Source organism: Streptomyces sp. NPDC047081 (assembly GCF_040643775.1).
GTDB lineage: Bacteria > Actinomycetota > Actinomycetes > Streptomycetales > Streptomycetaceae > Streptomyces.
In genome coordinates this window covers 51,172-66,801 of the sequence record NZ_JBEYUY010000023.1, presented here as the reverse complement: position 1 = coordinate 66,801, position 15,630 = coordinate 51,172, and the positions used below count along the sequence as shown (strand labels likewise).

13 protein-coding genes and 1 riboswitch are annotated in these 15,630 nt (G+C 71.8%); of the genes, 8 read left to right on the top strand and 5 right to left on the bottom strand.

The window, feature by feature from the left end; translation table 11 throughout:
- Nucleotides 1-41: 41 nt before the first annotated feature.
- Nucleotides 42-131, bottom strand: a riboswitch (ZMP/ZTP riboswitch).
- A 102-nt stretch (nt 132-233) separates the two neighbouring features.
- Nucleotides 234-1,439, top strand: a complete 1,206-nt coding sequence (rocD, locus tag ABZ848_RS34510) for an ornithine--oxo-acid transaminase (protein WP_360838314.1) — start codon at nt 234-236, stop codon at nt 1,437-1,439.
- A 7-nt stretch (nt 1,440-1,446) separates the two neighbouring features.
- On the opposite strand, the gene ABZ848_RS34505 is transcribed toward rocD, so the two are convergent.
- The gene (locus ABZ848_RS34505) at nt 1,447-2,631 is read right to left on the bottom strand and encodes a glutathionylspermidine synthase family protein (RefSeq protein ID WP_360838312.1); all 1,185 of its coding nucleotides are present in this window, start codon (nt 2,629-2,631) and stop codon (nt 1,447-1,449) included.
- Between the two features lie 49 nt (nt 2,632-2,680).
- Nucleotides 2,681-3,034, bottom strand: coding sequence for a hypothetical protein (locus ABZ848_RS34500; RefSeq protein ID WP_360838311.1), 354 nt, complete (start codon nt 3,032-3,034; stop codon nt 2,681-2,683).
- Nucleotides 3,035-3,162: 128 nt separating this feature from the next.
- On the opposite strand from ABZ848_RS34500, the gene ABZ848_RS34495 reads away from it, so the two are divergent.
- Nucleotides 3,163-3,984 carry a DMT family transporter gene (locus ABZ848_RS34495; RefSeq protein ID WP_360838469.1) on the top strand — a complete coding sequence of 274 codons (822 nt, stop codon included), beginning with the start codon at nt 3,163-3,165 and terminating at the stop codon, nt 3,982-3,984.
- A 582-nt stretch (nt 3,985-4,566) separates the two neighbouring features.
- Here the strand turns inward: ABZ848_RS34495 and ABZ848_RS34490 are convergent.
- Complete coding sequence (locus tag ABZ848_RS34490) at nt 4,567-5,325, bottom strand: DUF3050 domain-containing protein (RefSeq protein WP_360838467.1); 759 nt, start codon at nt 5,323-5,325, stop codon at nt 4,567-4,569.
- Between the two features lie 252 nt (nt 5,326-5,577).
- On the opposite strand from ABZ848_RS34490, the gene ABZ848_RS34485 reads away from it, so the two are divergent.
- The 6 genes from ABZ848_RS34485 to ABZ848_RS34460 are packed head-to-tail and all read left to right on the top strand — an operon-like array spanning nt 5,578 to nt 13,617.
- A complete protein-coding gene (locus ABZ848_RS34485; RefSeq protein WP_360838465.1) occupies nt 5,578-6,156 on the top strand; it encodes a hypothetical protein in 579 nt (192 codons plus the stop codon).
- 41 nt (nt 6,157-6,197) lie between these two features.
- Nucleotides 6,198-8,429 (top strand): aminodeoxychorismate synthase component I, encoded by a 2,232-nt coding sequence (gene pabB, locus ABZ848_RS34480; protein WP_360838309.1) that lies wholly within the window; start codon nt 6,198-6,200, stop codon nt 8,427-8,429.
- On the top strand, nt 8,426-10,021 hold the full coding sequence (locus tag ABZ848_RS34475) for a benzoate-CoA ligase family protein (protein ID WP_360838307.1): 1,596 nt from the start codon (nt 8,426-8,428) through the stop codon (nt 10,019-10,021). Before pabB ends, ABZ848_RS34475 begins: the two co-directional genes overlap by 4 nt.
- A gap of 28 nt (nt 10,022-10,049) precedes the next feature.
- Nucleotides 10,050-11,612: an AMP-binding protein gene (locus tag ABZ848_RS34470; RefSeq protein ID WP_360838306.1), complete on the top strand. Its 1,563-nt coding sequence runs from the start codon at nt 10,050-10,052 to the stop codon at nt 11,610-11,612.
- A complete protein-coding gene (locus ABZ848_RS34465) occupies nt 11,609-12,787 on the top strand; it encodes an FAD-dependent monooxygenase (RefSeq protein ID WP_360838304.1) in 1,179 nt (392 codons plus the stop codon). Before ABZ848_RS34470 ends, ABZ848_RS34465 begins: the two co-directional genes overlap by 4 nt.
- A 35-nt stretch (nt 12,788-12,822) precedes the next feature.
- Nucleotides 12,823-13,617: an aminotransferase class IV gene (locus ABZ848_RS34460; RefSeq protein WP_360838303.1), complete on the top strand. Its 795-nt coding sequence runs from the start codon at nt 12,823-12,825 to the stop codon at nt 13,615-13,617.
- A 55-nt stretch (nt 13,618-13,672) separates the two neighbouring features.
- Here the strand turns inward: ABZ848_RS34460 and ABZ848_RS34455 are convergent, their stop codons facing one another.
- Together ABZ848_RS34455 and ABZ848_RS34450 are read right to left on the bottom strand one after the other, a co-directional pair.
- A complete protein-coding gene (locus ABZ848_RS34455; protein WP_360838301.1) occupies nt 13,673-14,158 on the bottom strand; it encodes a carboxymuconolactone decarboxylase family protein in 486 nt (161 codons plus the stop codon).
- Nucleotides 14,159-14,200: 42 nt separating this feature from the next.
- Entirely contained in the window at nt 14,201-15,589 is a 1,389-nt protein-coding gene (locus tag ABZ848_RS34450) for a PLP-dependent aminotransferase family protein (RefSeq protein ID WP_360838299.1), read from the bottom strand.
- Nucleotides 15,590-15,630: the final 41 nt, after the last annotated feature.

Genomic DNA, 15,630 nt, shown 5'->3' with positions numbered 1-15,630 from the left:
CGTCGGCCTCCGGACGGCGTGGCTTGAAGCGTTCACGGTTCACGGTTGGCCCAGGCGCACGGCACTCGCTCACACACAGGCCGCTCCCCGATGGTCGGTCCCATCCCAGCGCGCCAGTCACGGCCCGCCGGTCAGCCTACCGGGCGCGTCGAAGAGCCGAGGTCCCGCGTCCACCATGCGAGCGACGATAGGAAAGGGGGCACCCTCAGCACTCGGCACCTTCTGGAGATCCCGTGACCACTACGGAGACACTCATCGCCGCCGCCGAAGCGCACAGCGCGCACAACTACCACCCGCTGCCCGTGGTCGTCGCCTCCGCCGACGGGGCCTGGATGACGGATGTGGAGGGGAGGCGGTTCCTGGATCTGCTGGCCGGTTACTCGGCGCTCAATTTCGGCCATCGCAACCGGCGGCTGGTGGAGGCGGCGAAGGCGCAGCTGGAGCGGGTGACGCTGACGTCGCGGGCGTTCCACCACGACCGGTACGCGGCGTTCTGCGAGCAGCTCGCCGAGCTGTGCGGCATGGAGATGGTGCTGCCGGTGAACACGGGCGCCGAGGCGGTGGAGACCGCGGTGAAGACGGCCCGGAAGTGGGGGTACAAGGTCAAGGGCGTGCCCTCGGAGATGGCGAAGATCGTGGTCGCGGGCAACAACTTCCACGGCCGTACGACAACGCTGATCAGCTTCTCCACCGACCCGGAGGCGCGGGCGGACTTCGGGCCGTACACGCCGGGTTTCGAGATCGTGCCCTACGGGGACCTGACGGCGTTGCGGTCGGCGGTCACGGAGAACACGGTCGCGGTGCTGCTGGAGCCCATCCAGGGCGAGGCGGGGGTGCTGGTGCCGCCGGCCGGTTATCTGCCGGGGGTGCGGGAGCTGACGCGGGAGCGGAACGTGCTGTTCGTCGCCGACGAGATCCAGTCGGGGCTGGGGCGGACGGGAAAGACCTTCGCGTGCGAGCACGAGGGTGTGGTGCCGGATGTGTATGTGCTCGGGAAGGCGCTGGGCGGAGGGATCGTGCCGGTGTCGGCGGTGGTGTCGAGCGCCGAGGTGCTCGGGGTGTTCCGGCCCGGGGAGCACGGGTCGACGTTCGGCGGCAATCCGCTGGCGTGCGCGGTCGCGCTGGAGGTGATCGCGATGCTGCGCACGGGCGAGTTCCAGGCCCGGTCGGCGGAGTTGGGCGGGCATCTGCACCGCGAGCTGGGGGCGTTGGCGGGCACGGGACGGGTGACGGCGGTACGGGGACGGGGGTTGTGGGCGGGCGTCGACATCGCCCCGGGTCACGGGACGGGGCGGGAGGTGTCCGAGAAGCTGATGGATCGCGGAGTACTGGTCAAGGACACGCATGGAGCGACGGTGCGGATCGCGCCGCCGCTGGTGATCGGAAAGGAGGACCTGGACTGGGGGCTCGGTCAGCTGCGGGCGGTGCTCGGGGTGTAGGCCGCGGTCACCGGATCACATGGGGCAGGAAGCGTGCGTACTCGTCCGTGATCAGGCCCGACGACTCACGGATGCCGAGGCCCGCCGACTCGTTCTCGACGACCCAGGCGCCGAGGACGACGCGGTTGCCGTCGAAGTCGGGCAGGGGGGCCAACTCCTGGTAGCAGCACGGCTCTTCGCCTAGGACAGGCTCGGTGCCGGGTTCGTGGACGGTCACTCCGGCGCCTTCGCGGCCGAGCAGGGGCTTGGCGACGTAACCGGTCGTCGTGGCGAGTTCGCGGGGGCCGTCGAGGTAGGACGGGAGGAGGTTCGGGTGGCCGGGGTAGAGGTCCCAGAGGACGGCCAGGAGGGCCTTGTTGCTCAGGAGCATCTTCCAGGCCGGTTCGATCCACAGGGTGGTGCCGGTGCCGCCGCCGTTGTCGAGGGTGTCGAGGACGTGGCCGGCGAAGGCGTCCGTGGTGAGCCACTCCCAGGGGTAGAGCTTGAAGCAGCTGCGGATGAAGCGGAGTTGGTTGTCGACGAAGCGGCCGGAGAGGTGGTCCCAGCCGATCTCCTCCATGGAGATCCAGTCGGTGTCCAGGCCCGCCTGTTCGGCGGTCTCCTTGAGGTAGGCGACGGTCATCAGGTCCTCGCCGAGCTCGTCGTCCGAGGAGTGCGCGAAGTACAGGGGGCTGCCGGGCGGGAGGAGGGCGGACTGTTTCTTCCAGGCGGCGACCAGGCGTTCGTGGAGGGAGTTCCACTGGTCGGCGCCCGGGAAGCGTTCCTCCATCCAGAACCACTGGGGTGAGGCGGCCTCGACCAGGGACGTGGGGGTGTCGGCGTTGTACTCCAGCAGCTTCGCCGGGCCCGTGCCGTCGTAGCGGAGGTCGAAACGGCCGTAGAGGGACGGGAGTTCGTCCCGTCGGCGCCAGGCCTCCGCGACCGCTTCGGCGAGGCGCGGGTCGGTGATGCCGAGGTCGGCGAAGCGGCCGGCCTCGACGATGTGGTCGGCCGCCGCGAGGCACATGGCGTGGAGTTCCTCGACGACCTCCTCCAGGGCCTCCACCTCGGGGAGCGTGAAGGAGTAGTAGGCGCTCTCGTCCCAGTAGGGGCGCAGAGAGCCGTCGGGGTGGCGGGTGAGCGGGTAGACGAGACCCTGCGCCTCGACGGTCTGCTGCCAGCCGGGGCGCGGGGTGATGGTGTGGCGTTCCATGGTGTACGGCGTCTGCTCCGGTTCCGGGGTCCTGTGCCGGGGGTCCTGGTCAGCCGCCCGAGCTGCCCTTGCCGCTGCCGAAGCCGCCGCGGGAGACGCCGTGGCCGCCGCTGGTACCGCCGGAGCCGCTGGAGGCCTTGCGGGGCTTGGTGAAGGAGCCGCCGTCAACCCAGTTGCCGCGCTTCTCGCCCTCGTAGTACCAGGCGCTGTTGGCCGAGGACTTGGTGGTCGTGCAGTTCTTGTCGGCGACGACCTTGTAGCCCTTGGTGAGGTTGTAGCTGTCGCGGTCGACGCAGCGCTTGTCGGGGTCGTCGGAGGAGCAGGCGGTGAGGGCGGCGGCGAGGAGGCCCATGCCGCCGAGGACGACGGTGCCCGAGCGGAGTTGTCTGCGTGCGTCGGCCATGTTCGTGTCTCCCCGTTGGTGGTGCCGGTGTTCGGTGTGCGGTCGCCAGCCTAAAGATCAGTGTGAGCCCCGGCGCAGGCACCCCGGTCCTCTCGCCCCTCCCCTACAGTCGCTTTGTGATCTTTGGGATGGTGTGCGCGCTCGGGGCGGCGGTCTGCTTCGGTACGGCGACGGTGCTGCAGGCGGTCGCCGCGCGGGCGGCGAGCACGGGTGGGGGCGGGGACGCGGCGCTGCTGCTGCGGGCCGTGCGGCAGTGGCGGTATCTGGCCGGGCTGGCGCTGGACGGGCTGGGGTTCCTGTTGCAGATCGCCGCGTTGCGGTCAATCCCCATCTACGCGGTCGGGGCGGCGCTGGCCTCCAGCCTGGCCGTGACGGCGGTGGTGGCGGCGCGGCTGCTGCGGGTACGGCTGAGCCGGAGCGAGTGGGCGGCGGTCTGGGTCGTGTGCGCCGGGCTCGCGATGCTGGGGCTGGCGTCCGGGGGCGAGGGGGACCGGGAGGGGTCGACGGCGCTGAAGTACGCGATGCTCGCGGTCGCCGTGGCGGTGCTGCTGCTCGGGCTGGTGGGTGGGCGGTGGTCCGGGCGGGGGCGGGCGCTGGTGCTCGGGCTGGGGGCGGGGTTCGGGTTCGGGGTGGTGGAGGTGTCGGTGCGGCTCATCGACTCGCTCGCACCCTCGGAGCTGCTCACCAACCCGGCGACGTACGCGCTGCTGCTCGGCGGGGGCGCCGCGTTCCTGCTGCTGACGTCGGCCCTGCAGCGCGGCTCGGTGACCACGGCCACGGCGGGCATGGTCCTCGGCGAGACGCTCGGCCCGGCAGCGGTCGGCGTGGTGTGGCTCGGCGACCGCACACGGGAGGGCCTGACCTGGCTGGCGGTACTGGGCTTCGCGGTGGCCGTGGCAGGGGCGTTGGCGCTGGCCCGCTTCGGGGAGGCGCCGGCCGAGGAGGCGTGAGCGCCCGTACACCCCCGACCACGCACCCCGTCACGGCACGCTCTCAGCCACGCACGCCCTCGGGCACGCCCCCCTGGCACGCATCCCCGGCATGCCTTCGGCCACGCACGCCCTCAGGCACACCTCTGGCACGCCCTCAGCCACGCACGCCTCAGGCCCGCACGCCCTCAGCCACGCACCCCTGGCACGCCCTCGGCCACCCACCCCCACCCCGTGCACGTCCGGCCACGAACTCGCTGCACCCACTCCACTCGGGCACGCACCTCCGGCGCGCCGCCGACCAAGCCCGACCCACCCGTCACGGCATGGCCCAGCCGCCACGACCCCTGCGGTTTTCGTCCAGCGGCCCCGCGCTGCTCCCCCAGTGCCCCCGCGGTCCGCGCATGGCGCCCCGCAGTTCCCACCTCGCAGCCCCCACGGAGCTCACCCCACGGCCCACTCACACACGGCCCGCGCACCCACGGCCCGCGCACCCCACCCACCGCCTCGGCCCACCAGTCCCGCAGCCCGTCAGTCCAGCAGCCCACCAGTCCAGCAGCCCATAGCCACCGCCCCCACTCATCTCCTCATCTCCTCATCTCCTCACCCCATGGCCTCCAAAATCCCGTCCCACAGCCCCACCCGCGCCTCCAGCGCCACCACCGCCGTCTCCGTCGCCTCCTTCCAGCGGACCTCGTCCGTGCCGCAGAGGTCGGCGACCATCTGCATGGCCATGGGGGTGTGTTGCTCGCCGTCGACCTCGATGTGGCGGGCGAGGTAGTCGCAGAAGAGGGGTAAGCGGTCCGTGCCCTCCTTCCTGATGACCTGGTCGAACATGTCGGGGATCAGGTCCTCGCGGGAGAAGGCGAAGGCGGCGGCGCGGCAGTGCAGCGGGCGGTCCTCGATGATGGCGAAGGTGGTGCGGACGAACTCGTTGGCGGGGCCGGGGACTTGGGCGCCGCGCAGGGCCGCCGGGACGCCGTGGCCCTCGATGAGGAGGGCGAGGAAGGCGTCGATGCGGGTGGTGTCCGCGCCGGCCTCCGCCATGCCGGCGCGGTAGAGCTCGAAGTGGCTGGTGAAGCCGCCGTTCAGCTCGTCGCTCTCCTCGACCAGGACGATGTCGTTGATGAGCCGCCGGCTCACCTCGGTGCCGCGCGGGACCCAGGGGACGTCGACACAGGTCAGTTCGCGTTGCAGTGACTTGAGCAGGGACATGAAGTCCCAGACCGCGAAGACGTGGTGGGCCATGAAAGTGACCATGTCGTCGCGGGTGTTTATCCGCTGGTAAATGGGGTGCGCGGTCACTTCTTTCCGCGCGGATTCGATCACGGAACGGGCGTGGTCAATTCCTTCGTGGTTCATATCCCAGTCGTACCTGGACATGTTCCTCCTTGGTTCGGGGGGAGGTTCGGGGGAATTGATACTGCGGCTTGACCGGACAACCGGCAAGCGCTTCACGGGATTTGCGGGAAGTTACCTTCAGTACGGATCGACAGAGGGCGGCAAGGGCGTCGAAAGGCTGATAAAGAGTCACGATACGGACAGTCAAACGGACTGCCAAAAAACTTCGTTGAAGATTTGAACGTGGTGTGGAGGCTTTGCGTACTGGACGACGTGACCAGTAATCCCGTCACAGTCACCGTGGCCTATCACGTGCTGCCTGGCCGCGAGGCCGACTTCCACTCGTGGGGGTGGGCCATGCTCGGCGCGAGCTCGCAGCAGCCGGGCTTCCTGGGGGGTGGCGTCCTTGTCGACCGAGAGGCGGAGTGGCATGTGGTCTATCGCTTCGCCAGCGAGGGAACAGCCCGGGCCTGGGAGGACTCGGTGGACCGGGCGGAGTGGGCCACCCGGACCGCGCCCTTCGCGCGGGAGACGGAGCGCAGGAGCGTGCGGGGCTCCAAGGTGTGGTTCGACTCCCAGACCACCGCGCCCAAGGCGCCGACACCGCCGCCGAAATGGAAACTGTGGTTCATCAACATGAGCGCGGTATTTCCGCCGGTGCTCCTGTTCAACCTGATCGTCATTCCTTATCTCGGCGGACTGAATCCGCTCGTCCGCACGCTGCTCCTGTGCCTGTGCGTCACGGCCCTCGTCACCTGGATTCTCATGCCGCGGCTCCAGCGTTTCTTCAAGAAATGGCTGTATCCGCCGCTGCAGGCCCTGCGCGGACGGCACAAAAGACGGACCGCATAGGCCCTTGCACGTGCCCGGAACGAACCGAGGGAGGTGGGCGGGTGAAGACCCTGCTCATCGACAATTACGACTCGTACACCTACAACCTGTTCCAGCTGATCTCCGAGGTCAACGGGCAGGAACCGGTTGTGGTCGTCAATGACGCCGTGGTCGGTGACCCGAACGGCAGAATTCCCGATCTCGGCGAATACTCGGATCTTGGCGAATACCTCGCGGAATTCGACAACGTCGTGGTGTCGCCGGGGCCGGGGCACCCGGCCGAGCCGCGGGACTTCGGCATCAGCGCCGCCGTGCTCGCCGAGGCCACGATCCCGGTGCTCGGTGTCTGCCTGGGCCACCAGGGGATCGCGCTCGGGGAGGGCGCCCGGGTGACGTCGGCGCCGCAGCCGCGGCACGGGCATCTGACCACGGTCCGGCACGACGAACGAGACCTGTTCCGGGGGCTGCCGCAGGGCTTCGCCGCGGTCCGCTACCACTCGCTCGCGGTGCACGAGCCGTTGCCGGAGACGCTGGAGGCCACCGCCTGGGCCGAGGACGGGGTGCTGATGGGGCTGCGGCACCGCAGCCGGCCGCTGTGGGGGGTGCAGTTCCATCCGGAGTCGGTGCTGACCCAGTTCGGCCACCGGATGCTCGTCAACTTCCGCAATCTGACGGCGGAACGGGCCCGTAGGCCCCGTACGAAGAACACCGCCGTCACCCCGGACGCCGCGGCCATCCCCGTGCCGGCCGCGGCCGTCCCGCGCCCCCGGCGCGCCTCCCCCGCCTACCGCCTGCACACTCGGCGGATCGCGACCGCGGTCGACGCGGAGGCGGCGTTCGCGCGGATGTACGGGGCGTCGCGGCGGGCGTTCTGGCTGGACAGCGCGATGGTGGAGGAGGGGGTGTCGCGGTTCTCGTTCTTCGGGGACGACAGCGGGCCGCTCGCGGAGTTCGTGCGGTACGACGTCGACAGCGGCCGGTGCGAGATCGAGCGGGCGGGGCGGCCGACGCGGAAGGTCACGGCGAGCGTCTTCGACTATCTGCGGCGGCAGTTGACGAGCCGTCGGGTGGACGCGGAGGGGCTGCCCTTCGACTTCACCGGTGGTTACGTCGGCTACTTCGGCTACGAGACGAAGGCCGACTGCGGCTCACCGAACCGGCACTCGTCCGAAGTCCCGGACGCGTGCTGGCTGTTCGCGGACCGGCTGATCGCGGTGGACCATCTGAAGGGGTTCACCTACGCGGTCTGTCTGGCCGAGGACACCGCGCAGGCCGCGCGGGAGGCGGACGACTGGCTCGAAGGGGCGCTGGCCCAGCTGACCTTCGTGGCCGCGGACGCCGAGCGGCCGGTGGGGTGGGCCGAGCCCGACGCCGGGGCCGCCGAGCCGTGGCTGGTACGGGACAAGGGGACGTATCTGGCCGATATCGAGGCGTGTCAGCGGGAGTTGCGGGCCGGGACGAGTTACGAGATCTGTCTGACGAACTCGGCCCGGTTACCCGCGCCGCCGGACGCGTTCGAGTTCTACCGGGTGCTGCGGCGGGTCAACCCGGCGCCGTATGCGGCCTTTCTGCGGTTCGAGGACGTGGACGTGGCCGGTTCCTCGCCGGAGCGGTTCCTGCGGATCACGCGGGACGGGGTCGCGGAGGCGCGGCCGATCAAGGGGACCGCCCCGCGCGCGGAGGATCCGGAGGAGGACGGCCGCCTGCGGGACGCGCTGGCGGCGGACGCCAAGACGCGCGCCGAGAACCTGATGATCGTCGACCTGCTCCGCAACGACCTGGGGCGGGTGTGCCGTACCGGATCGGTGCGGGTGACCCGGCTGATGCACACGGAGTCGTACGCGACCGTGCACCAGCTGGTGTCCACCGTCGAGGGGCGGCTGCGGGCGGGCACGGACGCGGTGGAGTGCGTGCGGGCCTGTTTCCCCGGCGGGTCGATGACCGGGGCGCCGAAGCTGCGCACGATGGAGATCATCGACGGGCTGGAGACGGAGGCCCGGGGTGTGTACTCGGGGGCGCTCGGTTATCTGGGGTGCAGCGGGGGCGCGGATCTCAACATCGTGATCCGTACGGGGGTGTTCGCGGACGGGCTGATGCAGCTGGGCGCCGGGGGCGCGATCGTCCTCGACTCCGACGCGGAGGCCGAGTACGACGAGATGCTGCTGAAGACCGCGGCCCAGATGCGGGCCCTGCATCTGCACACCGCGGACCGGATACGGGAGCAGCGTGAGCACTCGGCGGCGCGGGCTGACGTACGCCGGGAGCGCGCGGCGAGCGAGGAGCCGGTGCGATGACGACTCAGCGGTCCGCCGCGTCCGTACGAGCGACCGTCCCGCAGCAGCGGACGGCGGCCGCACCGCACTCCCCCGCCCAGCTCGTGCCGGCCCCGTACGACGCTGAAGCCCCCGGCAATCTCGCCGCTCAGCTGGCGGACCTGGCAGAGCGCCGAGGCTGGACCGGCCTCGCCGCCTTCCACCAGGGCCATCGGGTCTGGGCCCACGGTGAGGTGCACGCGCTCGCGGCGCGGGCGGCTTCCGTGCTCGCCGGGTACGGGGTGCGGGCCGGGGACCGGGTGGTGCTGGCGATGCCCGACGGGATCGCCTGGGTGACGGCGTTCCTCGCGGCCGCGCGGCTGGGTGCCGTGGCCGTACTGGTCAACCCCGAACTGCCTGCCGCCGACCACGCGTTCATGGCCGACGACACGGATGCCGTGCTGTGTGTTACGGGGCCCGGCCTGGAGGACCGGTTCGGCGAGCGGGCCCGGCTCGGGGCCGACCAGCTGCTCGCGCTCAGCGCCGCCGCCGAGCCGGCGCCCGCGCACCCGGTGGACGCGCACGACGCGTTGTACGTGCAGTACACGTCCGGTACGACGGGCCGGCCCAAGGGTGTCGTGCACACGCACGGTGATCCGAAGGCGTATCACGACCTCATCGGGCGGCGGCTGCTGCGGATCACGCGGGACGACGTCACGCTGTCCGTGTCGAAGCTGTACTTCGCCTACGGGTTCGGGAACGCCTTCGTCTTCCCGCTGTTCTCCGGGTCCTCCGCCGTGCTCGTGGACCGGCGTCCGACGCCGGGCGCCGTCGACGAGCTGGTGGCCCGGCACCGGGTGACGCTGCTGTACTCCGTGCCGTCCGCGTACGCGGCGCTGGTCGCGGACCGGGGCAGCGGGCACGAGGCCTGCTTCGCCTCCGTGCGGGCCGCGGTGTCGGCCGGGGAGGGCATGCCGGACGGGCTCGGACGGCAGGTCACCGAGCTGCTCGGTGCGCCGGTGCTGGAGCAGATCGGCTCCACCGAGGCCGGGCACGCCTTCTGCGCCAACAGCTTCGACCACAACCACCCCGGTTCGGTCGGCCGTCCCGTGCCCGGCTTCGAGGTGGAGCTGCGTGACCGGGCGGGCCGGCCCGTGGAGGACGGGGCCGAGGGCGAGCTCTGGGTCCGCGGGCCCACGGTGACCCCCGGCTATCTCAACCGCCCCGAGGAGACCGGGCGCACCCTGATCGGCGGCTGGCTCGCCACCCACGACCGGGCGCGCCGCGAACCCGACGGCGCCTACCGGCACTTGGGCCGCACCGACGACATGGAGATGGTCGGCGGCATCACCGTCTCGCCGCTGGAGGTGGAGGCCGTGCTGCGGCTGCATCCCGCGGTGAAGGAAGTCGCGGTGGTGGCCGTCACCGACGGCAGCGGGGCGAGCCGCCTGCGCGCCTTCGTCGTACCCGCGGCACCGGTCCCGGACGGTGAGCTCCAGGACCACCTGCTCAAGCTGGCCCGCGAGCACCTCGCCGCCTTCAAAGTGCCCCGCAGCGTGAGCCTCGTCCCGTCCCTCCCCCGTACCCCCACCGGCAAGCTCCGCCGCCATCTGGTCCGTCAGGGCGCCTGGTGAACTCCCGAGAAGAGAAAGGAACGGCCCGATGAGAGAGCAGCAACCCCCGTTCAGCGACCGGGGGTTCTACCTCGGCCCCCTGTTCCGCCGCGCCGCCGACCGGCACGGAGCCGTCTTCGTCACCCTGGACCGCCCCCTGGACACCCACCCCGAACTGGGCGTCGACCTCACGTACTCGGCGCTCGCGGACGCCGTGGAGGAGCTGTCGGGCAGGCTCTGGGAGGCGGGCGTGCGGCCCTCGGAGCAGGTGGTCGTGCACAAGTCGGACAACGTCGACATCGTGCTGCTGACCTGCGCGGTCGCGCGGATCGGGGCCGTTCCGGTGCTGCTCTCCCCCGGGCTGGCCGGCGAGGTGGTCGGACAGCTGGTGGAGCGGCTGCGGCAGCCGTGGCTGATCACCGACCGGGCCAAGCTGGAAGGGCCGCTCAAGGGGGAAGGGCTGCGGGTGCGGCACGTCCTGTCGGTGGACGAGGCACCCGGCGCCGACGCGCTGGAGCAGTACGCGGGTGCCGAACGCCCCGCCTCAGTCCGCCTCCACCCGCGCGAACCCGCCCTGATCACCCACAGCTCGGGCACGACCGGCATCCCCAAGCTCGCCGTGCACTGCGCCAACACCATGTGGAACCGGCTCGTCCCGCAGAAGGCGATGGGCTGGCCCACGCGCGGCGAGACGGCGGCGCTGCACATGTCGTTCGTGCACTCGCGCTTCTACCATCTGCTCGGCGTCCTGCTGCACTTCGGCAGCCCGCTGGTGCTGATCACCGACCCGGAGCCGGCCCGGGTCGGCCCGCTGCTGGCCCGGCACCGGCCCGGCATCGTCGAGACGCACCCCAACACCTTCGTGCTGTGGGAGGAGTTGGCGGACGCGCCCGGGGCGCCGCTGTCGCGGGTGCGGTCGTACGGCTCGACGTTCGACGCGATCCATCCGCGGACGGTACGACGGCTGCTGGACGCCTCGAAGCGCCGTACACCCTGGCTCATCCAGCTCTACGGGCAGAGCGAGACCGGACCGGTCGCGTTCCAGTGGTTCACCCGGCGCAGTGCGGCGCGGGCGGACGGGCGGCGGGTCGGGATCGGGATACCGGGCTTCACGCGCGTGCGCGTCGCCGGTCCGGACGGACGGCCGGTGGCCCACGGCACGCCGGGCCGGATCGAGGCCCGCACCCGGGGCCGCATCCTGACCTACCTCGGCATGCAGGACCGCTACGACCGTCAACTCAACGACGGCTGGTGGGAGATGGGAGACATGGGCTACCTCAGCCGGCTCGGCGCCCTGCACCTGATCGACCGGGAGATCGACCAGATCGACTCGGTGCACAGCAATCTGGAGGTCGAGGACGCGCTGATGGACCGCCTGGAGGAGCTGCGTGAGGTGGTCATCGTGCCGGGCGCGGACCGGGAGCCGGTACCGGTGGTGTGCGTACGCGGGGAGCGGCCGCTGGACCCCGAGCGCTGGCGGGAGGCGACCGCCGATCTGCCGGCGCTGGCCGAGCCGCGGCAGTGGCGGTTCGAGGAGCTGCCGATGACCGCGACCTGGAAGGTGAAACGGGTCGAGATCAGCCGGATGCTCGCGGAGGGCGTGCGCGCGTGAACCCTGTCGTGGTGGTCGGCGCCGGGCCGGTCGGCCTGTCGGCGGCGCTCGCGCTGCGGGCGCACGGCCTGCCGGTCGTCCTGCTGGAGGCGGAGGCCAAGGACCGGGTACGGCCGGGCAGCCGGGCCCTGTTCGTGCACCGCGAGACCCTCGCCCTGCTCGACGGCATGCAGCCGGGGCTGGCCGAGGAGATCACGTCGTACGGGCGGACCTGGCAGACGAAGCGGACGCTGTACCGGGGCCGTGAGGTGTACGCGCGCACCTTCCCGCCGCGGTCCGGGCCGCCGCCCTTCACCAGCCTGCGCCAGGTGGACACCGAACGCTTCCTGCGGGGGGCGTGCGAGCGGGCCGGGGTGGAGTTCGTGTGGGAGGCGCGGGTGACGGCCGCGCGCACGACGGCCGACGGTGTCTCGCTGAGCTGCGCGGACGGGCGGGAGTGGAGCAGCGCGTACGTGATCGCGGCCGACGGTGCGCGGTCCGCGGTGCGGCGCGGACTCGGCATCCCCATGGAGGGCGAGCGCGGCGAGGGCTTCCACGTGGTCGTCGACGTGGCCGATGTGCCGGGCGGGGAGCTGCCGTTGGAGCGGGTCTTCCACTACGAGCATCCGGGCGTCGGCGGGCGCAGTGTGATGCGGGTGCCGTTCACCGGGGGCTTCCAGGTCGACCTGCAGTGCCGGGACGAGGACGCGCAGGAGGACTTCGGGACCCGGGAGGCGGTACGGCGGTGGCTGCCGGGGGTTGTCGGGGACGCGTACGCCCACCGGATCCTGTGGGTGTCGACGTACCGCTTCCTGCGCATGGTGGCGGCCTCGTTCACCGACCCGCACCGGCGGGTGCTGCTGGTCGGGGAGGCCGCGCATCTCTTCCCGCCGTTCGGGGCGCGCGGCATGAACAGCGGGATCGCGGACGCGGCGGCGGCAGCGGGCGCGGTCGCGGCGGGCACCCCGGAGGCGGTGGCCGACTTCGCCGAGGTACGGCGCACGGCGGGCCTGTTCAACAGCGCGGCGGCCGGTACGGCCCTCGACCATCTGCGCCCGCGGCGCCGGATCGTCCGCGCCAGACAGCGCGCGGCGGCGGTCCTCGCCCCGATGCTCCCGTGCTGCGGCGAGTGGCTGGAGCACGCCCCGTACGGGCCGCGGAACGGGGCGCCGGCGGTGGCCGGCGGGAAGTACTAGAAGTACCGGAAGAGGTACCAGGAGGAGGTACGGCTGTGACCCAACCCGTCGTTGCGGAGGGCCTGTTGGCGTGGACCCCGTCCGGTGGGCTGGCCCCTGCCGGAGAGGCCGGCGGGCGGTTGCTCGTGGCCGACTCCTGGCTGGTGCGGGACGGCAGGGTGCGGGGCTTCGCGCGGCACCGGGAGCGGTTTCTGCGGTCCTGCGGGGAGGTCGGCGGGCCGCCGCTGCGCCGGCTGCTGGAGTTCTGGCGGGACATGACGGAGGCGCTGCCGCGCACCGGCGAGTGGTTCCCTCGGGTCGAACTAGCCGCCGATTCACAGGAGTTGAGGCTGCTGCTGCGGCATGCTCCGCCGCTGGGTTCGGAGATACGGGTCTGGTGCGCGGGTCAGTCCGATCCGCGGACCTTGCCCCGCCGCAAGGGGCCGGACCTGGAGACCCTGGCCCGCGTCCGCAGGCGGGCGTCCGGCGAGGGCGCCGAGGAGGCCGTCCTGGTCGCGCCCTCCGGTGTCGTCCTGGAGGCGGCCACCGCCAGCGTGCTGTGGTGGGAGGACGACACCCTGTGCCTGCCTCCGCCCCTGCTGCCGGTCCTGCCCGGCGTCACCGTCGCCCTCATCCAGGACCGCGCCCGCCGCACCGGCGTCCGCGTCGCCCACCGCGAACGCACGATCGCCGAACTGGACGGCCGCGAGGTCTGGCTGGTCAACGCCCTGCACGGCATCCGCCCGGTCACGGAATGGACGGGTGGGGAACTGCGGGCGGCACCCGCGGTACGCGCTCCGGAATGGCGGAAATGGCTCGACGAGAGCATGGAGGCGCTACCGGACAAATAAGGCGGGGCACGAAATGAATTACGGGCATCGGAATCGCCGATGCCCGTATTCCGCATTAATTTTTCGCGGGCTGATAAGCCCCGGGAGTCATCCTCGTCGCAATGGCGATCCGGTTGTACGCGTTGATGACGGTGGCCGCCCAGATCAGCGCGGCGATCTGCGGCTCCTCGAAGACCTCGGCCGCCTCGGCGTAGACGGCGTCCGGTACATGCCCGTCGCTCACCAGGGTCACCGCCTCGGTCAACGCCAGTGCGGCGCGCTCGCGTTCGGTGAAGAAGGGCGTCTCGCACCAGGCGCTGAGGGCGTAGACGCGCTGCTCGGTCTCGCCTGCCGCGCGCGCGTCCTTGGTGTGCATGTCGAGGCAGAACGCACAGCCGTTGATCTGCGAGGCGCGGATCCTGATCAGTTCCAGGAGTTCCGGCTCGACCTTGGCCTCCTGGGCCGCGGAAACGGCGGCGGCGTGCAGGGATCCCATCGCCGAGGAAACGTCGGGGGTGATTTTCTTCAGGGCCACACGGGATATCGCGTCGCTATTACTCATGCGGCGACTCTACCCACGCGGAGGTAATTCAGGAAGTCGTATTCAAGAATGCAGTGAAGCGCACAGTGCGTCGAGTGCGCCCGACCACGCGTGGTCGGGCGGGGTGCCGTACCCGACGACCAGTGCGTCACGGCGCTCGACGGTCGCGTCCGGGTGCTGGTAGCGGTGCAGTCCGTGGAGGGCGAGCCCGTGCCAGGCCGCCGCGCGCAGCGCCGTCCGCTCGGTTCCGGGCGGCAGCCGCAGCACCAGGTGGAGGCCGGCCGCGATGCCGGTGGCCTGCACCTGCGGGGCGCGGCGGGCGAGTTCCGCGACCAGGGCGTCACGGCGGCGCCGGTAGCGCAGCCGGGCGGCGCGGACGTGGCGGTCGTAGGCGCCGGAGACGATGAACTCGGCAAGGGTCAGCTGGTCCAGGGCGCCGCAGGAGTCGGCGCCGCCCTTGGCCCGTACCGCCTCCTCCATCAGGCTCGGCGGCAGCACCAGCCAGGCCAGGCGCAGGCCGGGGGCGAGGGACTTGCTGGCGGTACCGGCGTAGACGACACGGTCGGGGTCGAGGCCCTGGAGAGCGCCGACCGGCTGGCGGTCGTAGCGGAACTCGCCGTCGTAGTCGTCCTCGATCACCACTCCCCCGGTGCGCCGCGCCCAGTCGACGACGACCGCGCGCCGGTCGCGGTGCAGGGTGCCGCCGATGGGGAACTGGTGGGCGGGCGTGAGCAGTACGGCGGCCTCGTCGCCCAACTCCCTTGGGTCCGTGCCGAGTTGATCGACTGGAAGCGGGACGGTGCGCAGACCGGCGTCGGCGAGCAGCTTCCAGTGCACGTCGAGGCCGTACGACTCCACGGCGACGGTGTGCCCGCCGCGCCCCCGCAGCACCGCCCCCAGGATGCGCAGCCCGTGCGAGAACCCCGCGCACACCAGGATGCGTTCGAGGTCCGCGCGCACGCCCCGGGCCCGGGCCAGGTAGCCGGCGAGGGCGGTGCGGAGTTCGGGGCGGCCGCGGGGGTCGCCGTAGTCGAGGGCCTGGTACGGGGCCGAAGTCAGGGCTCGGCGGGCGGCCTTGAGCCACTCGGTGCGGGGGAAGGTGGTGAGGTCGGGGGTGCCGGGGATCAGGTTGTAGGCGGGGCGGCTGCGCTCGCGTTTGCGCGGCGCCGGGCTCGTCGGCGGCACCACCGCACGCTCGGCGACCCGCGTGCCCGAGCCCTGCCGTGCCGTCAGCCAGCCCTCCGCCACCAGGTCGGCGTACGCGTCCGCGACCGTGTTGCGGGCGATGCCCAGGTCCGCCGCGAGCGTGCGGGAGGAGGGCAGCCGGGTGCCCGGGGCGAGGCGGCCGGTGCGGACCGCCTCCCGCAGGGCGTCGGTGAGGCCCCGGCGTACGCCCGCCCCCGTCGGCTCCAGATGCAGGTCGACACCGAAAGTGGCCCATGATTCCACCATGGAAATGGACCATACCCTTGGGCAGCCTCGCTCCTAGGGTC

Excerpts from the sequence above, each read along its gene's own strand:
- ABZ848_RS34505 (WP_360838312.1), bottom strand. The coding sequence starts at position 2,631 with ATGGAACGCCACACCATCACCCCGCGCCCCGGCTGGCAGCAGACCGTC.
- ABZ848_RS34500 (WP_360838311.1), bottom strand. The coding sequence starts at position 3,034 with ATGGCCGACGCACGCAGACAACTCCGCTCGGGCACCGTCGTCCTCGGC.
- ABZ848_RS34495 (WP_360838469.1), top strand. The coding sequence starts at position 3,163 with ATGGTGTGCGCGCTCGGGGCGGCGGTCTGCTTCGGTACGGCGACGGTG.
- ABZ848_RS34490 (WP_360838467.1), bottom strand. The coding sequence starts at position 5,325 with ATGAACCACGAAGGAATTGACCACGCCCGTTCCGTGATCGAATCCGCG.
- ABZ848_RS34475 (WP_360838307.1), top strand. The coding sequence starts at position 8,426 with ATGACGACTCAGCGGTCCGCCGCGTCCGTACGAGCGACCGTCCCGCAG.
- ABZ848_RS34470 (WP_360838306.1), top strand. The coding sequence starts at position 10,050 with ATGAGAGAGCAGCAACCCCCGTTCAGCGACCGGGGGTTCTACCTCGGC.
- ABZ848_RS34455 (WP_360838301.1), bottom strand. The coding sequence starts at position 14,158 with ATGAGTAATAGCGACGCGATATCCCGTGTGGCCCTGAAGAAAATCACC.
- ABZ848_RS34450 (WP_360838299.1), bottom strand. The coding sequence starts at position 15,589 with ATGGTGGAATCATGGGCCACTTTCGGTGTCGACCTGCATCTGGAGCCG.